General features: G+C 40.3%; 15 protein-coding genes. 9 read left to right on the forward strand and 6 right to left on the reverse strand.

Annotated elements, in window-relative coordinates:
• Nucleotides 1-96 precede the first annotated feature (96 nt).
• The 3 genes from ABXG83_RS06860 to ABXG83_RS06870 all read right to left on the reverse strand — a co-directional run bounded on the left by ABXG83_RS06860 (nt 97) and on the right by ABXG83_RS06870 (nt 4,633).
• Nucleotides 97-2,301, reverse strand: coding sequence for a gliding motility-associated C-terminal domain-containing protein (locus ABXG83_RS06860; protein ID WP_353550745.1), 2,205 nt, complete (start codon nt 2,299-2,301; stop codon nt 97-99).
• Nucleotides 2,302-2,357: 56 nt separating this feature from the next.
• The gene (gene ffh / locus ABXG83_RS06865; RefSeq protein ID WP_353550746.1) at nt 2,358-3,680 is read right to left on the reverse strand and encodes a signal recognition particle protein; all 1,323 of its coding nucleotides are present in this window, start codon (nt 3,678-3,680) and stop codon (nt 2,358-2,360) included.
• An 86-nt stretch (nt 3,681-3,766) separates the two neighbouring features.
• On the reverse strand, nt 3,767-4,633 hold the full coding sequence (locus tag ABXG83_RS06870; RefSeq protein WP_353548111.1) for an RNA polymerase sigma factor RpoD/SigA: 867 nt from the start codon (nt 4,631-4,633) through the stop codon (nt 3,767-3,769).
• Between the two features lie 298 nt (nt 4,634-4,931).
• On the opposite strand from ABXG83_RS06870, the gene ABXG83_RS06875 reads away from it, so the two are divergent.
• A complete protein-coding gene (locus ABXG83_RS06875; protein WP_178889587.1) occupies nt 4,932-5,315 on the forward strand; it encodes an START-like domain-containing protein in 384 nt (127 codons plus the stop codon).
• Here ABXG83_RS06875 and ABXG83_RS06880 read toward each other — a convergent pair.
• Nucleotides 5,312-5,914 (reverse strand): hypothetical protein, encoded by a 603-nt coding sequence (locus tag ABXG83_RS06880; RefSeq protein ID WP_353548112.1) that lies wholly within the window; start codon nt 5,912-5,914, stop codon nt 5,312-5,314. The two genes, ABXG83_RS06875 and ABXG83_RS06880, sit on opposite strands and share 4 nt — an antisense overlap.
• A 102-nt stretch (nt 5,915-6,016) precedes the next feature.
• Between ABXG83_RS06880 and ABXG83_RS06885 the strand changes: the two genes are divergently transcribed.
• The 7 genes from ABXG83_RS06885 to trmD all read left to right on the forward strand — a co-directional run bounded on the left by ABXG83_RS06885 (nt 6,017) and on the right by trmD (nt 12,373).
• Nucleotides 6,017-7,489 (forward strand): LptF/LptG family permease, encoded by a 1,473-nt coding sequence (locus tag ABXG83_RS06885; RefSeq protein ID WP_353548113.1) that lies wholly within the window; start codon nt 6,017-6,019, stop codon nt 7,487-7,489.
• A gap of 41 nt (nt 7,490-7,530) precedes the next feature.
• Nucleotides 7,531-8,256, forward strand: a complete 726-nt coding sequence (locus ABXG83_RS06890; RefSeq protein WP_353548114.1) for a superoxide dismutase — start codon at nt 7,531-7,533, stop codon at nt 8,254-8,256.
• A 30-nt stretch (nt 8,257-8,286) separates the two neighbouring features.
• Nucleotides 8,287-8,697 carry an OsmC family protein gene (locus ABXG83_RS06895; protein WP_353548115.1) on the forward strand — a complete coding sequence of 137 codons (411 nt, stop codon included), beginning with the start codon at nt 8,287-8,289 and terminating at the stop codon, nt 8,695-8,697.
• A gap of 78 nt (nt 8,698-8,775) precedes the next feature.
• A complete protein-coding gene (locus ABXG83_RS06900) occupies nt 8,776-9,759 on the forward strand; it encodes a cation diffusion facilitator family transporter (protein WP_353548116.1) in 984 nt (327 codons plus the stop codon).
• Between the two features lie 69 nt (nt 9,760-9,828).
• Nucleotides 9,829-11,196, forward strand: coding sequence for a dipeptidase (locus ABXG83_RS06905; RefSeq protein ID WP_353548117.1), 1,368 nt, complete (start codon nt 9,829-9,831; stop codon nt 11,194-11,196).
• A gap of 48 nt (nt 11,197-11,244) precedes the next feature.
• Entirely contained in the window at nt 11,245-11,637 is a 393-nt protein-coding gene (locus ABXG83_RS06910) for an RNA-binding S4 domain-containing protein (protein ID WP_353548118.1), read from the forward strand.
• 52 nt (nt 11,638-11,689) lie between these two features.
• Nucleotides 11,690-12,373: a tRNA (guanosine(37)-N1)-methyltransferase TrmD gene (gene trmD, locus ABXG83_RS06915; RefSeq protein ID WP_353548119.1), complete on the forward strand. Its 684-nt coding sequence runs from the start codon at nt 11,690-11,692 to the stop codon at nt 12,371-12,373.
• A 94-nt stretch (nt 12,374-12,467) separates the two neighbouring features.
• On the opposite strand, the gene ABXG83_RS06920 is transcribed toward trmD, so the two are convergent.
• A complete protein-coding gene (locus tag ABXG83_RS06920) occupies nt 12,468-15,614 on the reverse strand; it encodes a hypothetical protein (RefSeq protein ID WP_353548120.1) in 3,147 nt (1,048 codons plus the stop codon).
• A 78-nt stretch (nt 15,615-15,692) separates the two neighbouring features.
• Nucleotides 15,693-16,523, reverse strand: a complete 831-nt coding sequence (locus ABXG83_RS06925; RefSeq protein WP_353548121.1) for a hypothetical protein — start codon at nt 16,521-16,523, stop codon at nt 15,693-15,695.
• Nucleotides 16,524-16,720: 197 nt separating this feature from the next.
• On the opposite strand from ABXG83_RS06925, the gene ade reads away from it, so the two are divergent.
• Nucleotides 16,721-18,367, forward strand: a complete 1,647-nt coding sequence (gene ade, locus ABXG83_RS06930) for an adenine deaminase (protein WP_353548122.1) — start codon at nt 16,721-16,723, stop codon at nt 18,365-18,367.
• Nucleotides 18,368-18,371: the final 4 nt, after the last annotated feature.

Raw genomic sequence — 18,371 nt, forward strand, 5'->3', positions numbered from 1 at the left:
TTATAGGCGTTAATAAATAGGGTGAATCAGGCGGCAAAAATAGGTGTTTGAACGTAGAATTCCAAAGTAACCCTACCCTAAAAAGTTAATAATATGTTACCTCAAGAGTAAGGTTGTGCCTTTAAATGTCCGATTTCTACCTCCCGAAGATATATACATAAAACTCCATACGTATACCCCTTGTGGTTGTTCGATCCCATTAAATCGTCCATTCCAGCCTTTTTGTGGTTCTTTGGTTTCAAAGATGATCTGCCCTGTACGGTTGAATACCCGGAATATGAATCCGGTTGTTCGGTTACTAAAAACCGGTCTTAACAGATCGTTTTTCCCGTCTGCATTGGGTGTAAAAGCACTTGGCACATATACAGTATCACAATTGATACCGGGAATATTTTGCTCTGCTACTGTTACCGAAACCGAATCTACCAGACAATTATTTCCATTCCTGATCTGAACCATATAGTTGCCGGGTAATAATTTTTTGGCCTCCTGTCCGGCTAAAAAATTACGGTTATCGATCCTGAAAAAATAGGGTGATTCACTTCCCTGAACATTGATCGTTGCTTTTCCTCCTTCTGCATTGAAACAATCTGTCGGTGTTACATTCGATTGCACAGTGATGGGTAACGATACATAGGGTTGCACTACTACTGTACCTGAAAATATACACCCTTGTGCATCTTTTACAGATACTGCATATGTACCAGAAGACAGGTTTGTATAATAATTGTTATTGCTATATACCGAGTTATTTAAACTATAAGTATACGGATTTACGGATCCTGTAAGATTGATACGAACAGACCCATTATTCTTATCACCACAATCTGGAGATACGGAAGTATAGGTAACTATGGGTGCTGTTGTTGATAAGAGTGGTATGTTGATCGTAGTATCAAAATTGCAAGTATTGGTAATGATCTGCAACTGATGGTCTCCTGCAGAAAGATTTGAAAAGCTTCCGGAACTTTGAATCGTTCCGCCATCAATTCTCACACCTTGTATATTGACGCCATTGGCAAATGTCAATACCAATGAACCATTGGCAACAGTACAAGTAGCTCCTGTAACAGTTACATTCGAAACGGGTAATGGGGGTCGATAAGTGGGTATGATAAAATTCGTATCCAGCACACAGCCATTGCTTTCCATGACTTTTAAAGACTTTCGTCCTGCAGATAATCCTGTAAATACATTGCCTGCAACGTAAGCAGCATTTTCCAATGAATACCTAAGTCCACTATGGTTGCTGACAGGTGCAATTGTTACAGCACCTGTTAGGGCACCACAAGTATCAGGAGTGGTGGCAGTGCGAACTTCGAGTCGTTCAATAAGTTTTACGGTTGCAAATGTATCTTTTGAACATCCGTCTGTACTAGTGATCTTGATGGCATAATTGCCTGCGGTGAGATTTGAAAATGTACCTGTTTCATTACTAGCCCCTCCATTACTTGAAAAAGAAAGTTTTGCAGAAGCACTGGCACTGGTGGCCGCTACAGCAATTTCACCAAGCCCTGCTCCTTCACATTGTGGTTTTATAGAAATGGAATTCACGTTCACACCTCTTACTTCACCTGATTCTGTCGGACTTGCGGCATCATACACACTGATCGTAATAGAACATAACTTACCCAACACCACACGCGCTTCCATATCCAATTCTACAAAATCGCTACCTCCAATACCGTTTCCTGCAATACCGTATACTTTATTGGTATTACAATCAATAGAAACATTCATCAGTCCAAAAAAATTATAGCCTGGTGTTTCCATAAAAAGTTTACTGTTGGGTGGCGAACTGATATTCACTTCTATGAGACTATAATTTTGTAATCCACCAGAAGGTGCAGCTGCCATTAATAATTTATCGCCATAGAACATTAGGTCGCCGGCTGCTACAAAAGGCATCGCACCAAGAATTTCGGGTTGAGTCAGCCCCGATGGCAATCGATAGAGTGTAACTCCATCCACCCAATACAATGTTCCGTTCTTATCGGCTGTCATAGAGTTACCTGTACAAAAAACAGAGAGGGGTCTGCACAGCGCAGGATTCAACAGATCCGCTTCATACAATTGTGTACCGCTGTTGTAATAAATTTTGTTTTTGTATTGTGCAGCTGAGAAACCAGGTACATTCAGACTGCAAAAGTTGGTGAGTTCTTTTGTTTGACAAGTACCATTGACATAATCGAACTCAAAGAATTTACCGGTACTAGATACCAGAATGGCTTTTTGGGCACCGGCAGGCGTGCCGATTAAATGAGCTGCGAGTAAAATGCATATAATGTATAGACAACGCATATGATATCCAGTCTATGACACTACAGAGATGAATATTGTTGTACCAATGGTATAAATCATCTGCGCATGCCGGGAAATCTTCCACCCATTGGCATGTTATTCATCATCTTCATCATCTGTTTCATCTGTTCAAATTGCTTCATGAATGCATTCACTTCCGTAAGATCTTTACCACATCCTTTAGCTATTCTTTGTTTACGACTGGGCGTTAAACTATCAGGATTAGCACGTTCAAAAGGAGTCATAGAACTAATGATCGCTTCAATTCCTTTGAATGCATCATCATTGATATCTACATCTTTAATCGCCTTTCCTACACCAGGGATCATTCCCATCAGATCTTTGATGTTTCCCATTTTTTTGATCTGCTGTAACTGATCCAGAAAATCCTGAAAATCAAATTGATTTTTACGGATCTTCTTCTCCAACTTCTTTGCCTGTACCTCATCATATTGAGCCTGGGCCTTTTCTACCAATGTGGTGATATCACCCATTCCCAAAATACGCTGCGCCATACGGTCAGGATAAAAAACATCCAGCGTATCTAACTTCTCACCACTACTTACGAATTTTATTGGCTTTTGGACGGTATACTTGATAGAAAGTGCAGCACCACCTCTTGTATCACCATCCAACTTGGTCAATACAACACCGGAAAAATCTAACCGATCATTAAAAGCCTTGGCTGTATTCACCGCATCCTGTCCGGTCATGGAGTCTACAACAAATAATATCTCAGTCGGATTCACTGCTGCTTTGATATCCGCCACTTCTTTCATCATCGCTTCATCAACTGCCAAACGTCCGGCAGTATCTATGATGATGACATTTTTATTTTTTGCCTTTGCCTCTTTGATCGCATTCAATGCAATCTCTACGGCATTTTTGTTTTCTCGCTCACTGTAAATATCAACGCCTACTTGTTCAGCCAGTACTGTCAACTGATCGATCGCAGCGGGACGATAGATATCCGCAGCTACTAATAAAGGGGATTTACCTTTTTTATTTTTCAGGTAATTCGCCAGTTTACCGGTGAAAGTAGTCTTACCACTACCTTGTAACCCGGCAATCAAAATGATCGCAGGATTTCCGGTTACATTGAATGTAGCTTCTGATCCGCCCATTAACTCCGTCAGCTCATCCTGAACGATCTTCACCATCAACTGACCCGGACTGATGGCATTGATGACTTTTTCGCCTATGGCTTTATCTTTTACCTTATCTGTAAACTCTTTGGCAATTTTAAAATTGACATCCGCATCGATCAATGCACGACGAATATCTTTGACCGTATTGGCAATATTCAGGTCATTGATACGCGCTTCACCTTTTAGGTTCTTAAACGCTGATTCTAATTTTTCGGAGAGATTCTGAAACATAATATCACGATTTCGGTCTTACACCAATAAAAAAGTGAACCAATTTGAGGTTCACTTTAAGCGTTGCAAATATAGTGTGGATTTATTTATCCGAGATATACCTTCAGGTGTTTACATCTGCTTGTACTCCTGAGTTTGGTAATTGCTTTATCCTTGATCTGACGCACCCTTTCTCGTGTCAGGTTAAATCTTTCACCAATATCTTCCAGACTCAGTGGATTATCGACCCCGATCCCAAAGAAAAAACAAAGAACTTCTTTTTGTCTTTCTGTCAAGGTCTTCAAACTCCGCTCAATTTCCATTCGTAATGATTCATCATGAACCAATTTTTCATCTGTTTTATCAGCATTTGGATTTTCCATGACATCCATCAAAGTACCATCTTCCCCATCAGATAGTGGTGTATCCATACTTACATGCCTGAATCCCACACTCATTGTGGCTGCAACCTCCTCAATGCTAAGTTCCAATAACTCAGCCAGCTCCTGAACGGTTGGCTCTCTTTCAAATTCCTGCTCCAATAATTGATAAGCTTTACTGATGCGGTTGGTCAGACCTACTTTATTCAATGGCAATCGAACAATACGACTTTGTTCTGCCAATGCCTGCAAGATACTTTGACGAATCCACCATACTGCATAAGAAATGAATTTAAAACCACGTGTTTCATCGAAACGAAGCGCAGCTTTAATCAATCCAAGATTACCTTCATTGATGAGATCGGGTAAGGTTAATCCCTGGTTTTGATACTGTTTGGCAACTGAGACCACAAAGCGAAGATTGGATTTTACCAAACGATCTAAAGCCCTTTGATCACCTTGTCGAATCCGCATAGCCAATTGAACTTCTTCTTCCGGACTGATCAGATCTACTTTTCCGATTTCCTGAAGATACTTTTCAAGACTCTGTGATTCACGATTGGTAATTGACTTCGTGATTTTGAGCTGACGCATACTCATGGGATGCAGTTTTGGTTGTGTATTAGGGTTGTGAGACTTGGATCAGCAGTTATTCATTGGTTCATCCTTTGCGCCTTTTCTCCACTTATCAGCAATTTAAGCATTTTTGAAATTTTTTCAAAAAAAATATTTGCCGCAACCGATTGAAAAACAATAACTTATACCATCCTTTGCAATTGTCTCTTTTTTACCTATTCGGAAATACCTGAGTTCGATAAAAAAACATTTGGACGGTATGGATTATTTAATATTATTGCAGCCTTACGAATGAAGGCAGATTAAAGAGAATGTAATGAGCAAAAAGCAGTTATTTACTTTAGAGTTTCCGGTGAGATGTTCCCCAGCAATTCTTTTCGAATTTTTAGCCACTCCCGCAGGTTTACAGGAATGGTTTGCAGATAAAGTAGACGAATGGGAAGGTGTATATAGTTTTTCATGGAATGGCGGCACACCTGATAAAGCTGCTATTGTGGATCAAGAACAGGATAAGTTCATCCGTTTCCATTGGCTTCATTCTGAGAAGAATGAGTACTTCGAGTTCCGAATTGAAAAAACAGAAATATCCAACCAGACCATCCTGATCATCAAAGATTTTGCTGAGAAGAATGAAATCAAGGATCAGAGCCAGTTATGGGGCTATCAGGTGAAAGAATTATTTCACAGATTAGGTGCTTAATGCCCTAACACAGATAGCAAGCCAACAAAATTGTCTGTATAAAAATCATCTAATTCATCCCACTTTTCAAGTGGGATTTTTTTTGCGATCTTCAAAAAAGATCTTGATGCCTGTTCAGCCAACAACCGATCTGGATTTTCACATAACTGATAATGATCCTCATCTATTATATGTTGCCAAGGATCATCTCCAGTTGCATATAACCATCCCGATCCTTTTTCTTTTCGTAAAAAATCAATGATGGCGTATTGAAATCGCTCCTGATAGATTCCGGATACATGTAACGTGATACTGCAATATTGTCCCCACCAAAAAAAACAACGGATAGCACACACATCTTTTTTTCCGAATAAACGAGGATAATCCATCATGATCCATGGTAATCCGTGATAATTCTCCCCCCTGGCTATTTTGGGTGTCCACTGTAAAAATGCTTCCCCTTCCATTTTTCGTTCAACAACTTGCTGTCTGAATAGCTCACTCAGTTCACCAAAAAATGCTTCTGTTTTCTGTAGAATGCTTCTCTTTGTTAAAATAAAACGCTCATCGAGCAGTAACTGCCTTTCCTCTGATGAAAGTCTTAGATTTGCGGTTAACATTGTATGAAGATAAGTGAATAGTGAATAGTGAGTAATGAGTTAACTTTTAGCAATTATGCTTACTCATTACTCACTATTCACTACTCACTCTACTCGCCTCCCATGTTCAAAAAACTAGATATACTCATCATCCGTTCGTTCATCGGGCCCTTTTTGGCAGCCTTTGCTATTTCACTGTTTGTACTGACCATGCAATTCTTCTGGTTATACATCGATGATCTTGTGGGCAAGGGATTGGATTTTTTCACGGTAATGAAACTGGTAGGATTGGTTATGTTGTTCTGGGTACCTATGGCTTTGCCATTGGCATTACTTTTCTCATCGATCATGACTTTTGGAAACCTGGGAGAATCATTCGAGCTTGTTGCGATCAAAGCTTCCGGTATTCCGCTCCTTCGTTTCATGCGCCCACTTTTTTTTATTACGATCTTATTGAGTGGACTCGCATTTTTATTTTCAAACAATATCATTCCTGTTACACAATTAAAACTGGCTGCTTTAAAGTATGATATCATCGTATCAAAACCGGCTATAGATATTAAAGAAGGTGTATTTTATGATAAGCTGGATGGCTATGTGATCAAACTAGGAAAAAAAGAGAAGAATGATAGCGTGATCCACGATATCGTTTTATTTGAAAAAAATTATGGATTACAGGATAACATGCTGATGGCAGAAAGCGGTATCATGCGTGTAACACCGGATAAGAAATTCCTGGAGTTCATCCTGAAAAATGGTTGGCGCTTTGAAGAACGTGGTACAAGAGGCACTGCCAATACAGAGTTTATCCGACTCGGATTCAAAGAGTATAAAAAGATATTCGACCTCTCAAGTTTTCAGATGAACAAAACAGGTGATAGCGCATTCTATGATCCGAAGATGCTAAGTTTACGGCAACTCAATCATGCCATTGACTCACTGGAGAATATTGATACCTTTTATCTAAAGAGATCAAGAGCTGATATTACGCCGTATGTAAGATTTGCCCGGTATGCAGCTGATACAGGATGGATCAAAACTGATACACTAAAAATCAAAACAGCTAAATCTTTCGATGCCCTACTGCCCGATTCATTGAGAGATGTGATCATTGATGCAAGCGTTGGACAAATCAGCAGTATCAAAAGTAATGTTGGCTTACTCGCATCAGACTACACTGAGAAATATAAATCCTTACGCTTCCATGAAATTGAATGGCATCGTAAGTTCACTTTATCGGTTGCATGTATCGTATTATTCCTGATCGGCGCCCCACTTGGTTCTATCATTAGAAAAGGGGGACTTGGAACACCCTTGGTTTTCGCGATCATATTCTTTGTCTTGTTTCACCTGTTCAACACATTTGGAGAAAAGTTTGTGAAATCGGGTCAAGCTTCGCCTTTACAGGGCATGTGGCTATCGACCCTGGTATTGATCCCGATTGGAGCTTTCCTTACTTATAAAGCCATGCGCGACTCACAATTATTCAATCAGGAGTTTTATTACAGAACTTTTACACGCTTGCGCAAGATTTGGAATAACTTTAGGAAGAATCAAGGATCAAAAAACAAGGAACAGGAAAGTATGATCTCGTAATGTTTCCTGCTAAGATTTTTTTACCTAGAAAAACTTATTTTATGAATCAATCATCATCCCGCAGATCATTCATTCAACAAACGGGTAAAGCAGGTATTGCATTTGGACTTTCAGGAACCATTTTACCTTCATTGGTGAATGCGTCTGTCAATACTGGAAGTAGTGAGTTTGCTCAACAACCGCTCCCCTATGCATTCAATGCACTAGAGCCTGCAATTGATACCACTACAATGGATATCCACTACAGTAAACATGCAGCTGCCTATGCTAAAGCATTATCTGAAGCTTGCACTGCAGAAAATGTAAATACCACTAACACAAGGCTAGAGTCATTGCTAAGAAATATCTCAAAATATTCCACCAAAATGCGCAACAATGCAGGCGGTCACTACAATCATGAGATGTTCTGGCAAACCATGAAACCTGGAGGTTCAGCTGCCCCTGCCGGACAATTAGGAACTTCCATCATTCAGTCATTTGGTTCTTTTGAGAGTTTCAAAACACAATTTGCAGATGCTGCCAAAGGCAGGTTTGGAAGTGGATGGGCTTGGTTGATCATTAACAGTGATAATGCATTAGCAATCGTTTCTACTCCTAATCAAGATAATCCATTGATGGATGTCAGTGAAACATGGGGCACTCCATTATTGGGACTTGATGTATGGGAACATGCTTATTATTTAAAATACCAAAACAGAAGACCCGATTATATCAACGCCTGGTGGAATGTTGTGAATTGGGATGTAGTTGCAGCAAGAATGAAATAACGCTTACACAATACTTATAAAACGATCAAAATGAAAGTTACAACGTCATGGGTTGAAACCCTTGCATTTGATGTAAAAGCAGATACCGGTCATGTAGCTCGCTTAGATACAAGTGTAGAAGGAGGAGGATCAGGCAGCGGTATGAACCCCAAAAAAATGCTCCTCGGTTCTTTATGTGGCTGCAGTGGTATCGATGTGGTTGAGATCCTGCATAAAATGAAAGTCCCTTTTACCAAATTGGAGATTGAAGCTTCCGCTGAACAAACAGAAGATCATCCTAAAGTCTTCAAATTTATTGATATGGTATATAGATGCGATGTATCTCCTGACAACCTGGATAAGCTCAACAGAGCCGTAAGCTTGTCTAAAGAAAAATATTGCGGTATTTCTGCGATGTTAGCAAAACACTGTCCCATCAACTATACAATCGAGTTGATTTAAAAAGAAAGGTCTTGCAAAATGCGAGACCTTTCTTTTTTATCTATAAAGTCTTTATTTACCTTTATTAAAACACTTCTCTTGACAACCGCACAACAAAATTTCAGGATCCAGCTTTGGATTAGTTTGTTGAGCGTAGTATTGTTTCTCACCAAGATCATTGCCTATTATTTTACACATTCACTTGCGATCCTATCGGATGCATTAGAAAGTATTGTTAACGTAATCGCCGGTTTTATCGGACTATACAGTTTATATGTAGCCGCCAAACCCAAAGACCTTGAACACCCTTATGGTCATGGGAAAGCCGAATTTGTTTCTGCAGCAGTAGAAGGTGGATTGATCGTTGCGGCAGGTATCATGATCATTTACGAAACGGTTGCCAATATTCTCCGTAATGAACCCGTACATCAGCTAGATACGGGTCTATGGCTGATAGCAATAACAGCGATCCTCAATTTTGTTGCCGGAACTCTTTGTCTTCGCTTAGGCAGAAAAAATAATTCACTGGCATTACAGGCAAGCGGTAAACATTTACAGGTTGATACATATTCAACACTTGCGATCATCGCGGGATTGATCATCATATTGTTTACAAGACTGTTTTGGTTAGATAAGGTGATCGCTTTGGTGATGAGTATACTGATCATTTACAATGGTTATAAGATCATTCGCTCATCATTGGCAGGTATTATGGACGAAGCGGATATGGATTTATTAAAGAAATTCATTGAAGTACTCAATAAAAATCGTTCTGAAAACTGGGTCGATCTGCACAATCTGCGTGTCATCAAATACGGTAGTTTATTACATGTTGACTGTCATCTTACCGTTCCCTGGTATTTGAATATCCATGAAGCCCATCGGGAGATCGATCATTTATCGGCACTGATCAAGCAAGAATTTGGTGACATGATAGAACTATTTGTACATACAGATGGGTGTCTACCTTTCAGTTGCCGTATCTGTAATAAACAGTGTGAACATAGACAGCATAGGTTCGAAAAGAAGCTGGAATGGACCTTAACGAACATCATTTCTGACAAAAAGCACACACTTGAATGAATATTTGATCCTCACTATCATAAATAAGTAGTTAGTACTAAATTGCAGCCTCATTCAAATACAATTGTTATGCAAGCTTGGAAAGAATATCAACAAGAACATAAAGAACGTTTCTTGAACGAATTATTAGACCTTCTGCGTATCCCCAGCGTAAGCGCTCGCGGAGAACACAAAGAAGATATGATCCGTTGTGCTGAAGCTGTTGAGAAAAGCCTGAAAGATGCCGGAGCAGATACAACCGCTATTTACCCTACTGCAGGCCACCCAATTGTTTATGGAGAGAAAATGATCGATCCTGCAAAACCTACGGTATTGGTATATGGACATTATGATGTACAACCTGCTGATCCGTTAGAGCTATGGCATAGTGGTCCTTTTGAACCCGTGATCAAAGACGGAAAAATTTATGCTCGCGGTGCTTGTGATGATAAAGGACAATTCTATATGCATGTGAAGGCATTGGAAACAATGGTAAAAACAAACAGTTTACACTGCAATGTGAAGTTTCTGATCGAGGGAGAAGAAGAAGTGGGAAGTCCTAACCTTGCCACTTTTGTAAAGACGAATAAAGAATTGCTAAAAGCAGATGTTATTCTGATCAGTGATACTTCTATGCTCAGCATGGATACTCCTTCAATCGATATTGGAGTACGCGGACTCAGTTATATTGAAGTAGAAGTAACCGGACCTAATCGTGATCTGCATAGTGGTGTATATGGTGGTGCTGTTGCCAATCCTATTACTATGCTGGCAAAAATGATCGCCGCCTGTCATGATGAGAACAATCACATCACGATCCCTGGATTTTATGATGATGTAGTAGATGCTACGGCAGAAGAAAGAGCAAAAATGGCCAAAGCTCCTTTCAGTGAAGCGGAATACAAGAAAGATCTGGGCATTCAAAGTCTTTGGGGTGAGAAAGGATATACCACCAATGAAAGAACAGGCATCAGACCAACACTCGAACTGAATGGCATTTGGGGTGGCTATACGGGTGAAGGTGCTAAAACCGTTTTGCCATCAAAAGCTTTTGCTAAAATATCTTGCAGACTCGTACCCAATATGTCATCTGAAAAGATCACTAAAAAGATCCTGGATTATTTCACCAGTATGGCTCCTGAAGGTGTCACCGTAAAAGCTGCTGAACACCATGGTGGTGAACCCTATATGACACCTATTGATTCTCATGAATACAGAGCTGCTGCAAAAGCCATTGAAACCACTTTTGGCAAAGAGCCTATTCCTGTTCGTGGCGGAGGCAGCATTCCTATTTGTGCTTTGTTTGAAAAAGAACTTGGATTGAAGATCGTTTTCATGGGATTTGGCCTTGACAGTGATAACCTGCATAGCCCCAATGAAAAATATGATGTGTTCAATTTTTATAAAGGCATTGAAACCATTCCTTATTTCCATCAGTATTATGCGGAAGGAAAATAAACAAAGAGACAGGAGCAATTTTATATTTGCTCCTGTTTTGTTTTAGTTATGACTGAGATCAAAGAAAAATTACGGATCGATAAATACCTCTGGGCCATTCGTTTATTCAAAACAAGAAGCCAGGCGGGTGATGCATGCAGTAAGGGTAAAGTAAAGATGAATGGCAATGCTATTAAAGCCTCACGTATTGTTGCCATTGGAGATGAGTATGAAGTAAAAACAGAAAGCCGCAGATGGGTAGTAAAAGTGAGTGGACTTCTCGATCATCGTGTACAATATAGCGAAGCCATTAAATTCTATATAGATCTCACACCTGCCGAGGAGCTTGACAGGATCAAATTCGAAGCAGCCACCTATCAAACCGGAAAGCGTTTGAGTAAAATTGGTAGACCTACTAAGAAACAAAGAAGAGATCTGGGTGATTTTATGGGTAATGAATAGTCAAACCACCTGAAAGTAAGTGGCATAATCGAATCTCGCCTACCTTTGTTGCATGTTAAGAATCGACCTACTCACTGTTCTACCTGAATTATTGGAGAGTCCTTTTGCGCATAGTATCATGAAACGTGCACAAGAAAAAGGACTTTTGGAAGTGCGTGTACATCAGCTAAGAAAATGGGCGGTAAATAAATATGGCATGGTGGATGATTACCAATATGGCGGTGGTGCAGGCATGGTGATGATGTGTGAACCCTTGGCCAATGCGATTGATGAACTACAAAAAGATCAACCGTATGATGCCATCATCTATATGACGCCTGACGGACAACGTTTCGATCAGCGAATGGCCAATCAGTTATCCTTAAAAGGAAATTTATTGATCATTTGCGGTCATTACAAAGGTATTGATGAACGCATCCGCCAGCAGTATGTAACGATGGAGATCTCTATCGGCGACTATGTATTGAGTGGCGGTGAACTGGCTGCGGCAGTTGTGGTAGATGCTATCGGTCGTTTGATACCAGGCGTATTGAATGATGAAACTTCAGCATTGACAGATTCTTTTCAGGATAATTTATTAGCACCTCCCGTATATACAAGACCTGCAGATTTCAGGGGCATGAAAGTGCCGGAAATACTATTACAGGGCGATCCAAAGAAAGTAGAAGAATGGCGCTATGAACAAGCACTGCAGCGTACAAAAGATAGACGGCCGGATTTGATGTCTGATGTCTGATTCTAGTCTGCGTTTATGCACTTAAATATGTTTATAACAAAAGGACTGCAACATAAAAAATGTTGCAGCCCTTTCTCTTTTCATTTTTCATATCTCACTTAATTCCAATCACCGGCACCTGTTTCTCATTAATGAGTTTATTCAATGCTTTTACATCATTCTCCATAACCGCTTTCAATTTGGCCAATTGAACATCTGCTTGTCCGGCCAATTCAGCAAAAGCTTCACGCGCTTGTTTACTTGGCGGATTTTGTCCACTAGATGCTACCCCATACAATCCTGCGATCTTATCATTCAAACGGATCGGGAAGTTCAATACATCTTGCCCGCTCTTCGCTTTGGTCTGATACAATGCTTCTTCAACAGCTGTGATCTTTTTATTGATACTATCTGCAAAAGATTTGATCTCTTTATTTCCATCTAGTCTGGCTGTAAAATCATTCATCTGTGAGCGTAAGGAACGGATGTTCTTGATCGCTTTTTGAATCTCACTGAACTTATCACGAACCTGTAACAAGAAAGTTAACTGCGCATCATATTGGGCCTCAGTAGTAGGGAAATTCGGATTGGGTTTGATCACAAAAGGAACGTCTACAGAATCTTTTCCATAACGAAAGCGAGCCGTGTATTTACCCGGTGACGCTTTGGCTGATCCAATACCACCATTCCAAAGGATCAATCCATCCAGACGTTCTGCAGGAGGATATTGCATATCCCATTCAAACTGATTCATCCCATTTTCAAAATCAATTTTATCAGCTGCCTCTCTTGCATTCTTACTGAATGTGCGAATGGGTTTTGATTGTTTATCAAATACAGTGATCGAAACTTTAGAACTATCTGTAGCTCCTTTCAGGTAGTAATTAAACACGACACCTGAAGGAGGATTCATACCCATGTTCGCATTCGCACCACCAAAATTTCTCCTACCTCTTCCCGCACTTTCTGTACGATAAACCGGATTTACATCAAACACATGTAGGTTTTTATCAAGCACAGAAGGATTCATTTGTTGAACAATACTCAAATCATCTAATACCCAGAAAGCACGTCCTTGTGTTGCTACGATCAAATCATTTTCTTTGATCGTCAAATCAGTGATGGGCGTTTCAGGTAGATTCAACTGAAACTTTTTCCAATTAGCGCCATCATCATAACTAATATACATACCGAACTCAGTTCCTGCATACAATAAACCCGGACGTTTTTGATCTGCACGCATAGCACGAGTGAAATGCATTTTATCTATTCCGTTTGTGATCTTTTTCCAAGTCTTTCCATAGTCTTCCGTTTTAAAGATGTACGGAGCATAATCATCCAGCTTATATTTTGTACCTACTATGTATGCAGTTCCTTTTTTGAAAGGATCGGTCTCAATACAATTCCACATCATCCATTTACCCGCTTCTGCTGGTGTTACATTCTCCCAGTTCTTTCCACCATCTTTACTCACGTGCAGTAATCCATCATCACTACCTACCCATAACAGATCTTTTTCTAGTGCAGATTCAGCAGCTGTAAAAATGGTACAATAGTATTCTACAGAAGTATTGTCTTTTGTGATCGGACCACCGCTGGAAACCTGACGTGTTTTATCATTGGTGGTTAGATCAGGACTGATGATCTCCCAGCTTTGTCCTTCATTTTCTGTTACGAATAAATGGTTTCCTGCAGCATACAATCGCTTCGGATTATGAGGAGAAAAGAAGATCGGGAAATTCCATTGGAAACGATATTTCAAAACATCTGCACCTGATCCCATGGGGTTATCAGGCCAAACATTGATGGCGCGATTCTCTCCTGTTCTATGATCCAGTCTTGCCAAATAACCACCATAGTTACCGCCATATACAACATCAGGATTCAATGGATCCGCAACCACATAGCCACTTTCAGAGCCGGCTGTTACTTCCCAATCACGATCTGTGATACCGGCACCACTGGTACGACTACGCATACGAATGGTTGAGTTATCTTGTTGTGCTCCCAATATTCTATATGGATGCGCATTATCTGTTGATACACGATAGAATTGTCCTGTTGGCTGATTATCCATCGTACTCCAGTTTTCTCCACCATCAAAACTGATCTGTGCACCTCCATCATCTGCCACGATCATTCTGTTACCATTTTCCGGATCGATCCAAAGATCATGATGATCGCCATGCGGTGTTCTTACACTTTGAAAAGATCTTCCACCATCACGACTGCGCATAAACCCAACATTTGGTGCATATACGAGGTTCTCATTTTGAGGATCTACAAACACTTTGGTATAATACCATGCGCGTTGACGAATATTATTATCACTGCTGGTCAATGTCCAACTTTCACCACCATCACTACTAGTATATAATCCACCATTGGCATTTTCGATGATCGCATATACTTTATCAGTATTTGAAGGTGCTACCGCTACGCCAACAATTCCCCAGGTACCTTTAGGCATACCCTTAGCAGTACTAATGTTGGTCCATGTTTCACCTCCATCTGTACTTTTATACAATCCACTTCCTTCACCACCGCTTTCTAAACTATGCGGCGTTCTGATCAGACGCCACATACCTGCATATAACACATTCGGATTACCAGGTTCCATAACGAGATCAGAAGATCCGGTGAGATTATTTACATACAATACTTTCTTCCAGCTCTTACCACCATCTGTGGTTTTGAATACACCTCTTTCTTCATTCGGACCAAAAAGATGTCCAAGTGCAGCCACCCAAACTGTATTCGGATCACGTGGGTGTATCACAATACGAATGATATGTCTCCCTTCTTTAAGACCGATATTTTTCCAGGTACGACCACCATCATCACTTCTCCACATACCATTTAAACCTTCGGCAACATTACCACGAACTGTATTCTCACCTTCACCTACATAAATGATATTTTCATCAGTAGGAGCCACAGCGATAGAACCGATATTACCACCGAGGTATTTATCTCCAATATTTTTCCAGTTACTACCTCCATCAGTGGTTTTCCATAATCCACCACCGGTGGCACCAAAATAGAAGGTAGTCTTGTTTTTATAACTACCCGCTACCGCTGCACTACGACCACCACGGAAAGGGCCGGCCAAACGATATTTGAGTTTTGAGAAAAGCTGATTTGTAGGATCAGTTACAGCAGGCGGTAATGACGTAGTTGTCTTTTTTGCATCCTGTTTTTGTGCTTGCAAACTGGTTACAAGCATTAGCACTGCGCAAAGCAGCATCATTGTTTTTTTCATATGCAGTATTGAATTGGATAGGGAATTTACGAAAGAAAAGGGATAATAGTCCATAGCCTATGGTCTATGGACTATCAACTATTTTACTTTATACCAGACTTCGTCAACAGGCTCATTCATCTTGATATCAAGATGCTCGATCACTGTTTCTACAGGTCCGATATTGATGATCTGCTTCATGGGAAACTGAATTCCCCCTATATCTTTATAACTATTGTACATGATAGAAGCTTTCAAGCTACGTCTACCACCACCCATCATACGCATCATGCTCCCAAAACCGGTTAATGCTGCAGCCATTTCATCTGTGGCATCAACTTGTTGAACGAGATAGTTTTTTGTGTTGATATAGAATATGGCACTGAGCCCATCCTTCATGTTCAGTTTTACTTTATAACAATCTTCTTTATTCACTTTACTGGTCCCTTGTAATTCAGCAGTATATCCTTTTTTAGCATAATCGATCAACATAGGAAAAGGACCGGCACAATCCAACTCATGTTGTTGTTTGCGTAGATCATCCTCAGTCATTTTCGAAATGGTTGGCCCGGAAGGAGTGGCAGGTCCATCACCACCACCTCTTGGTCCACCGAAATTAGGCATCGCCGGAATCAGCACATAACCCGCGGTATCTGTTACCATGGTCCATGAATTACCCATTCCCATGATACCACCCATTTGTCTGCGGTATAATTTCCCTCTCTCACGAATACTGTTTAAACTGATATCAAAACTTTGATTCATCATATTCATCTTCATCACACTTTCCATTTGTAAAGTTTTGATGGCTTTCAGTCTGTTCTTACCTCCATTGACTTCTTCATATTTTGTCATCACTTCTTCTACTGTTTGTGCATAGGTCAGTAAGGTTCCTACTGCCAGCATCAGGGATAGTACTATCTTTTTCATGTGGTTTAATTCTATGAAACGTAAACTTACTGAGACTTTACTGCTAAAGGATTTTTTGTACGATGATTTAGCAAAAGATTTGATGAACGGGGGAAAACTGGTTGACGGTTGACAGTTGACAGCTCATCCATTTTCACTGTCAACTATCATCTGCCATCTTAAAAACACAATCAGCCCACTTTTTCTATCTTCGTTACATGAGTACCCAAACTTCTTTTCAGGTTTCCGGCAAACTGGTTGATATCCGTAATAAAAAAATATACCCTGCACATGTGTGGGTGGAAAATGGAATCATCCATCGCATTGAAAAGACAGATGCCAATACTCCGGATCAGTACATTCTTCCCGGATTTATTGACAGCCATGTTCACATTGAAAGCAGCATGCTTATTCCATCTGAATTTGCCCGTCTGGCAGTAGTTCATGGTACGGTAGGTACCGTAAGTGATCCTCATGAGATCGCAAATGTATGTGGGGTTGCCGGTGTTGATTTTATGATTGAAAACGGAAAAAAAGTTCCCTTCAAATTCAACTTCGGAGCGCCTAGTTGCGTACCTGCTACCACTTTTGAAACTGCAGGTGCTATGATTGACAGCACAGCTGTTACTACACTTCTCGAAAGACCTGAGATTCTTTATTTAAGTGAGATGATGAATTTCCCCGGGGTGTTACATCAGGATCCGGAAGTGATGAAAAAAATCGCAGCAGCACATCGTATGCGGAAACCGGTAGATGGTCATGCGCCGGGTTTACGTGGTGATGCTGCTAAAGCCTATATAGAAGCAGGTATCTCCACCGATCATGAATGCTTTACATTGGAAGAAGCAGTTGATAAATTACAGCATGGCATGAAGATCATCATTCGTGAAGGAAGTGCTGCAAGAAATTTTGATGCATTGATCGACTTAGTAGATGATCATCCCAACCATATTTTGTTTTGCAGTGATGATAAACATCCCGACAGTTTAGTAAATGGACATATTAATGATCTCTGTGCTCGTGCTGTGGCAAAAGGATTGGATGTATTCAATGTATTAAAAGCTGCATGTGTCAATCCGGTATTACATTACCGGTTACCGATCGGATTATTGAATGAAAAAGATCCGGCAGATTTTATTGTTGTAAAAGACCTCACAGATTTCAAAGTACTGCAAACCTATGTTGATGGTATTTTAGTTGCACAAAACGGAACGACGTTGATCGAGTCTGTTTCATCTACAACGATCAATCAATTCGATTGCAAGCCTGTTACTGTAAAAGATCTAAGCATACAAAAAGAACAATATCCTTCAACAGCCGGACTCATTCCTGTTATTGAAGCACTTGATGGACAATTGATCACCAACAAACTATCATTACCCGGCAAACTGGCAGATCAAGAATGGGTATCAGATGTATCCAATGATATTTTAAAGATGGTAGTAGTGAATCGCTATCATCAGGCAGCAGTGGCCAAATGTTTCATCCGAAATTTTGGTTTCAAACAGGGAGCCATTGCTTCATCCGTTGCACATGATAGTCATAATATTGTTGCGGTAGGTACTGATGATGCATCACTCGCAGCAGCTATCAATTTAGTGATCGCTGAAAAGGGTGGCGTGAGTTGTTATGTGAATGAGCAACAATATCAGGTACTCGGACTTCCTGTGGCTGGTTTGATGAGTACTGAGAATGGATACAAAGTTTCTGAAGCATATACTTCTATTGATAAGATGGCCAAATCTCTGGGATCCCATCTACAAGCTCCTTTCATGACCCTTAGTTTTATGGCATTACTCGTGATCCCACATCTAAAGCTCAGCGACAAAGGTCTTTTCGACGGAGACAGATTTCAGTTTGTGTGAGTAA

This window comes from Sediminibacterium sp. KACHI17 (assembly GCF_040362915.1).
Taxonomy (GTDB): Bacteria; Bacteroidota; Bacteroidia; order Chitinophagales; family Chitinophagaceae; genus Sediminibacterium.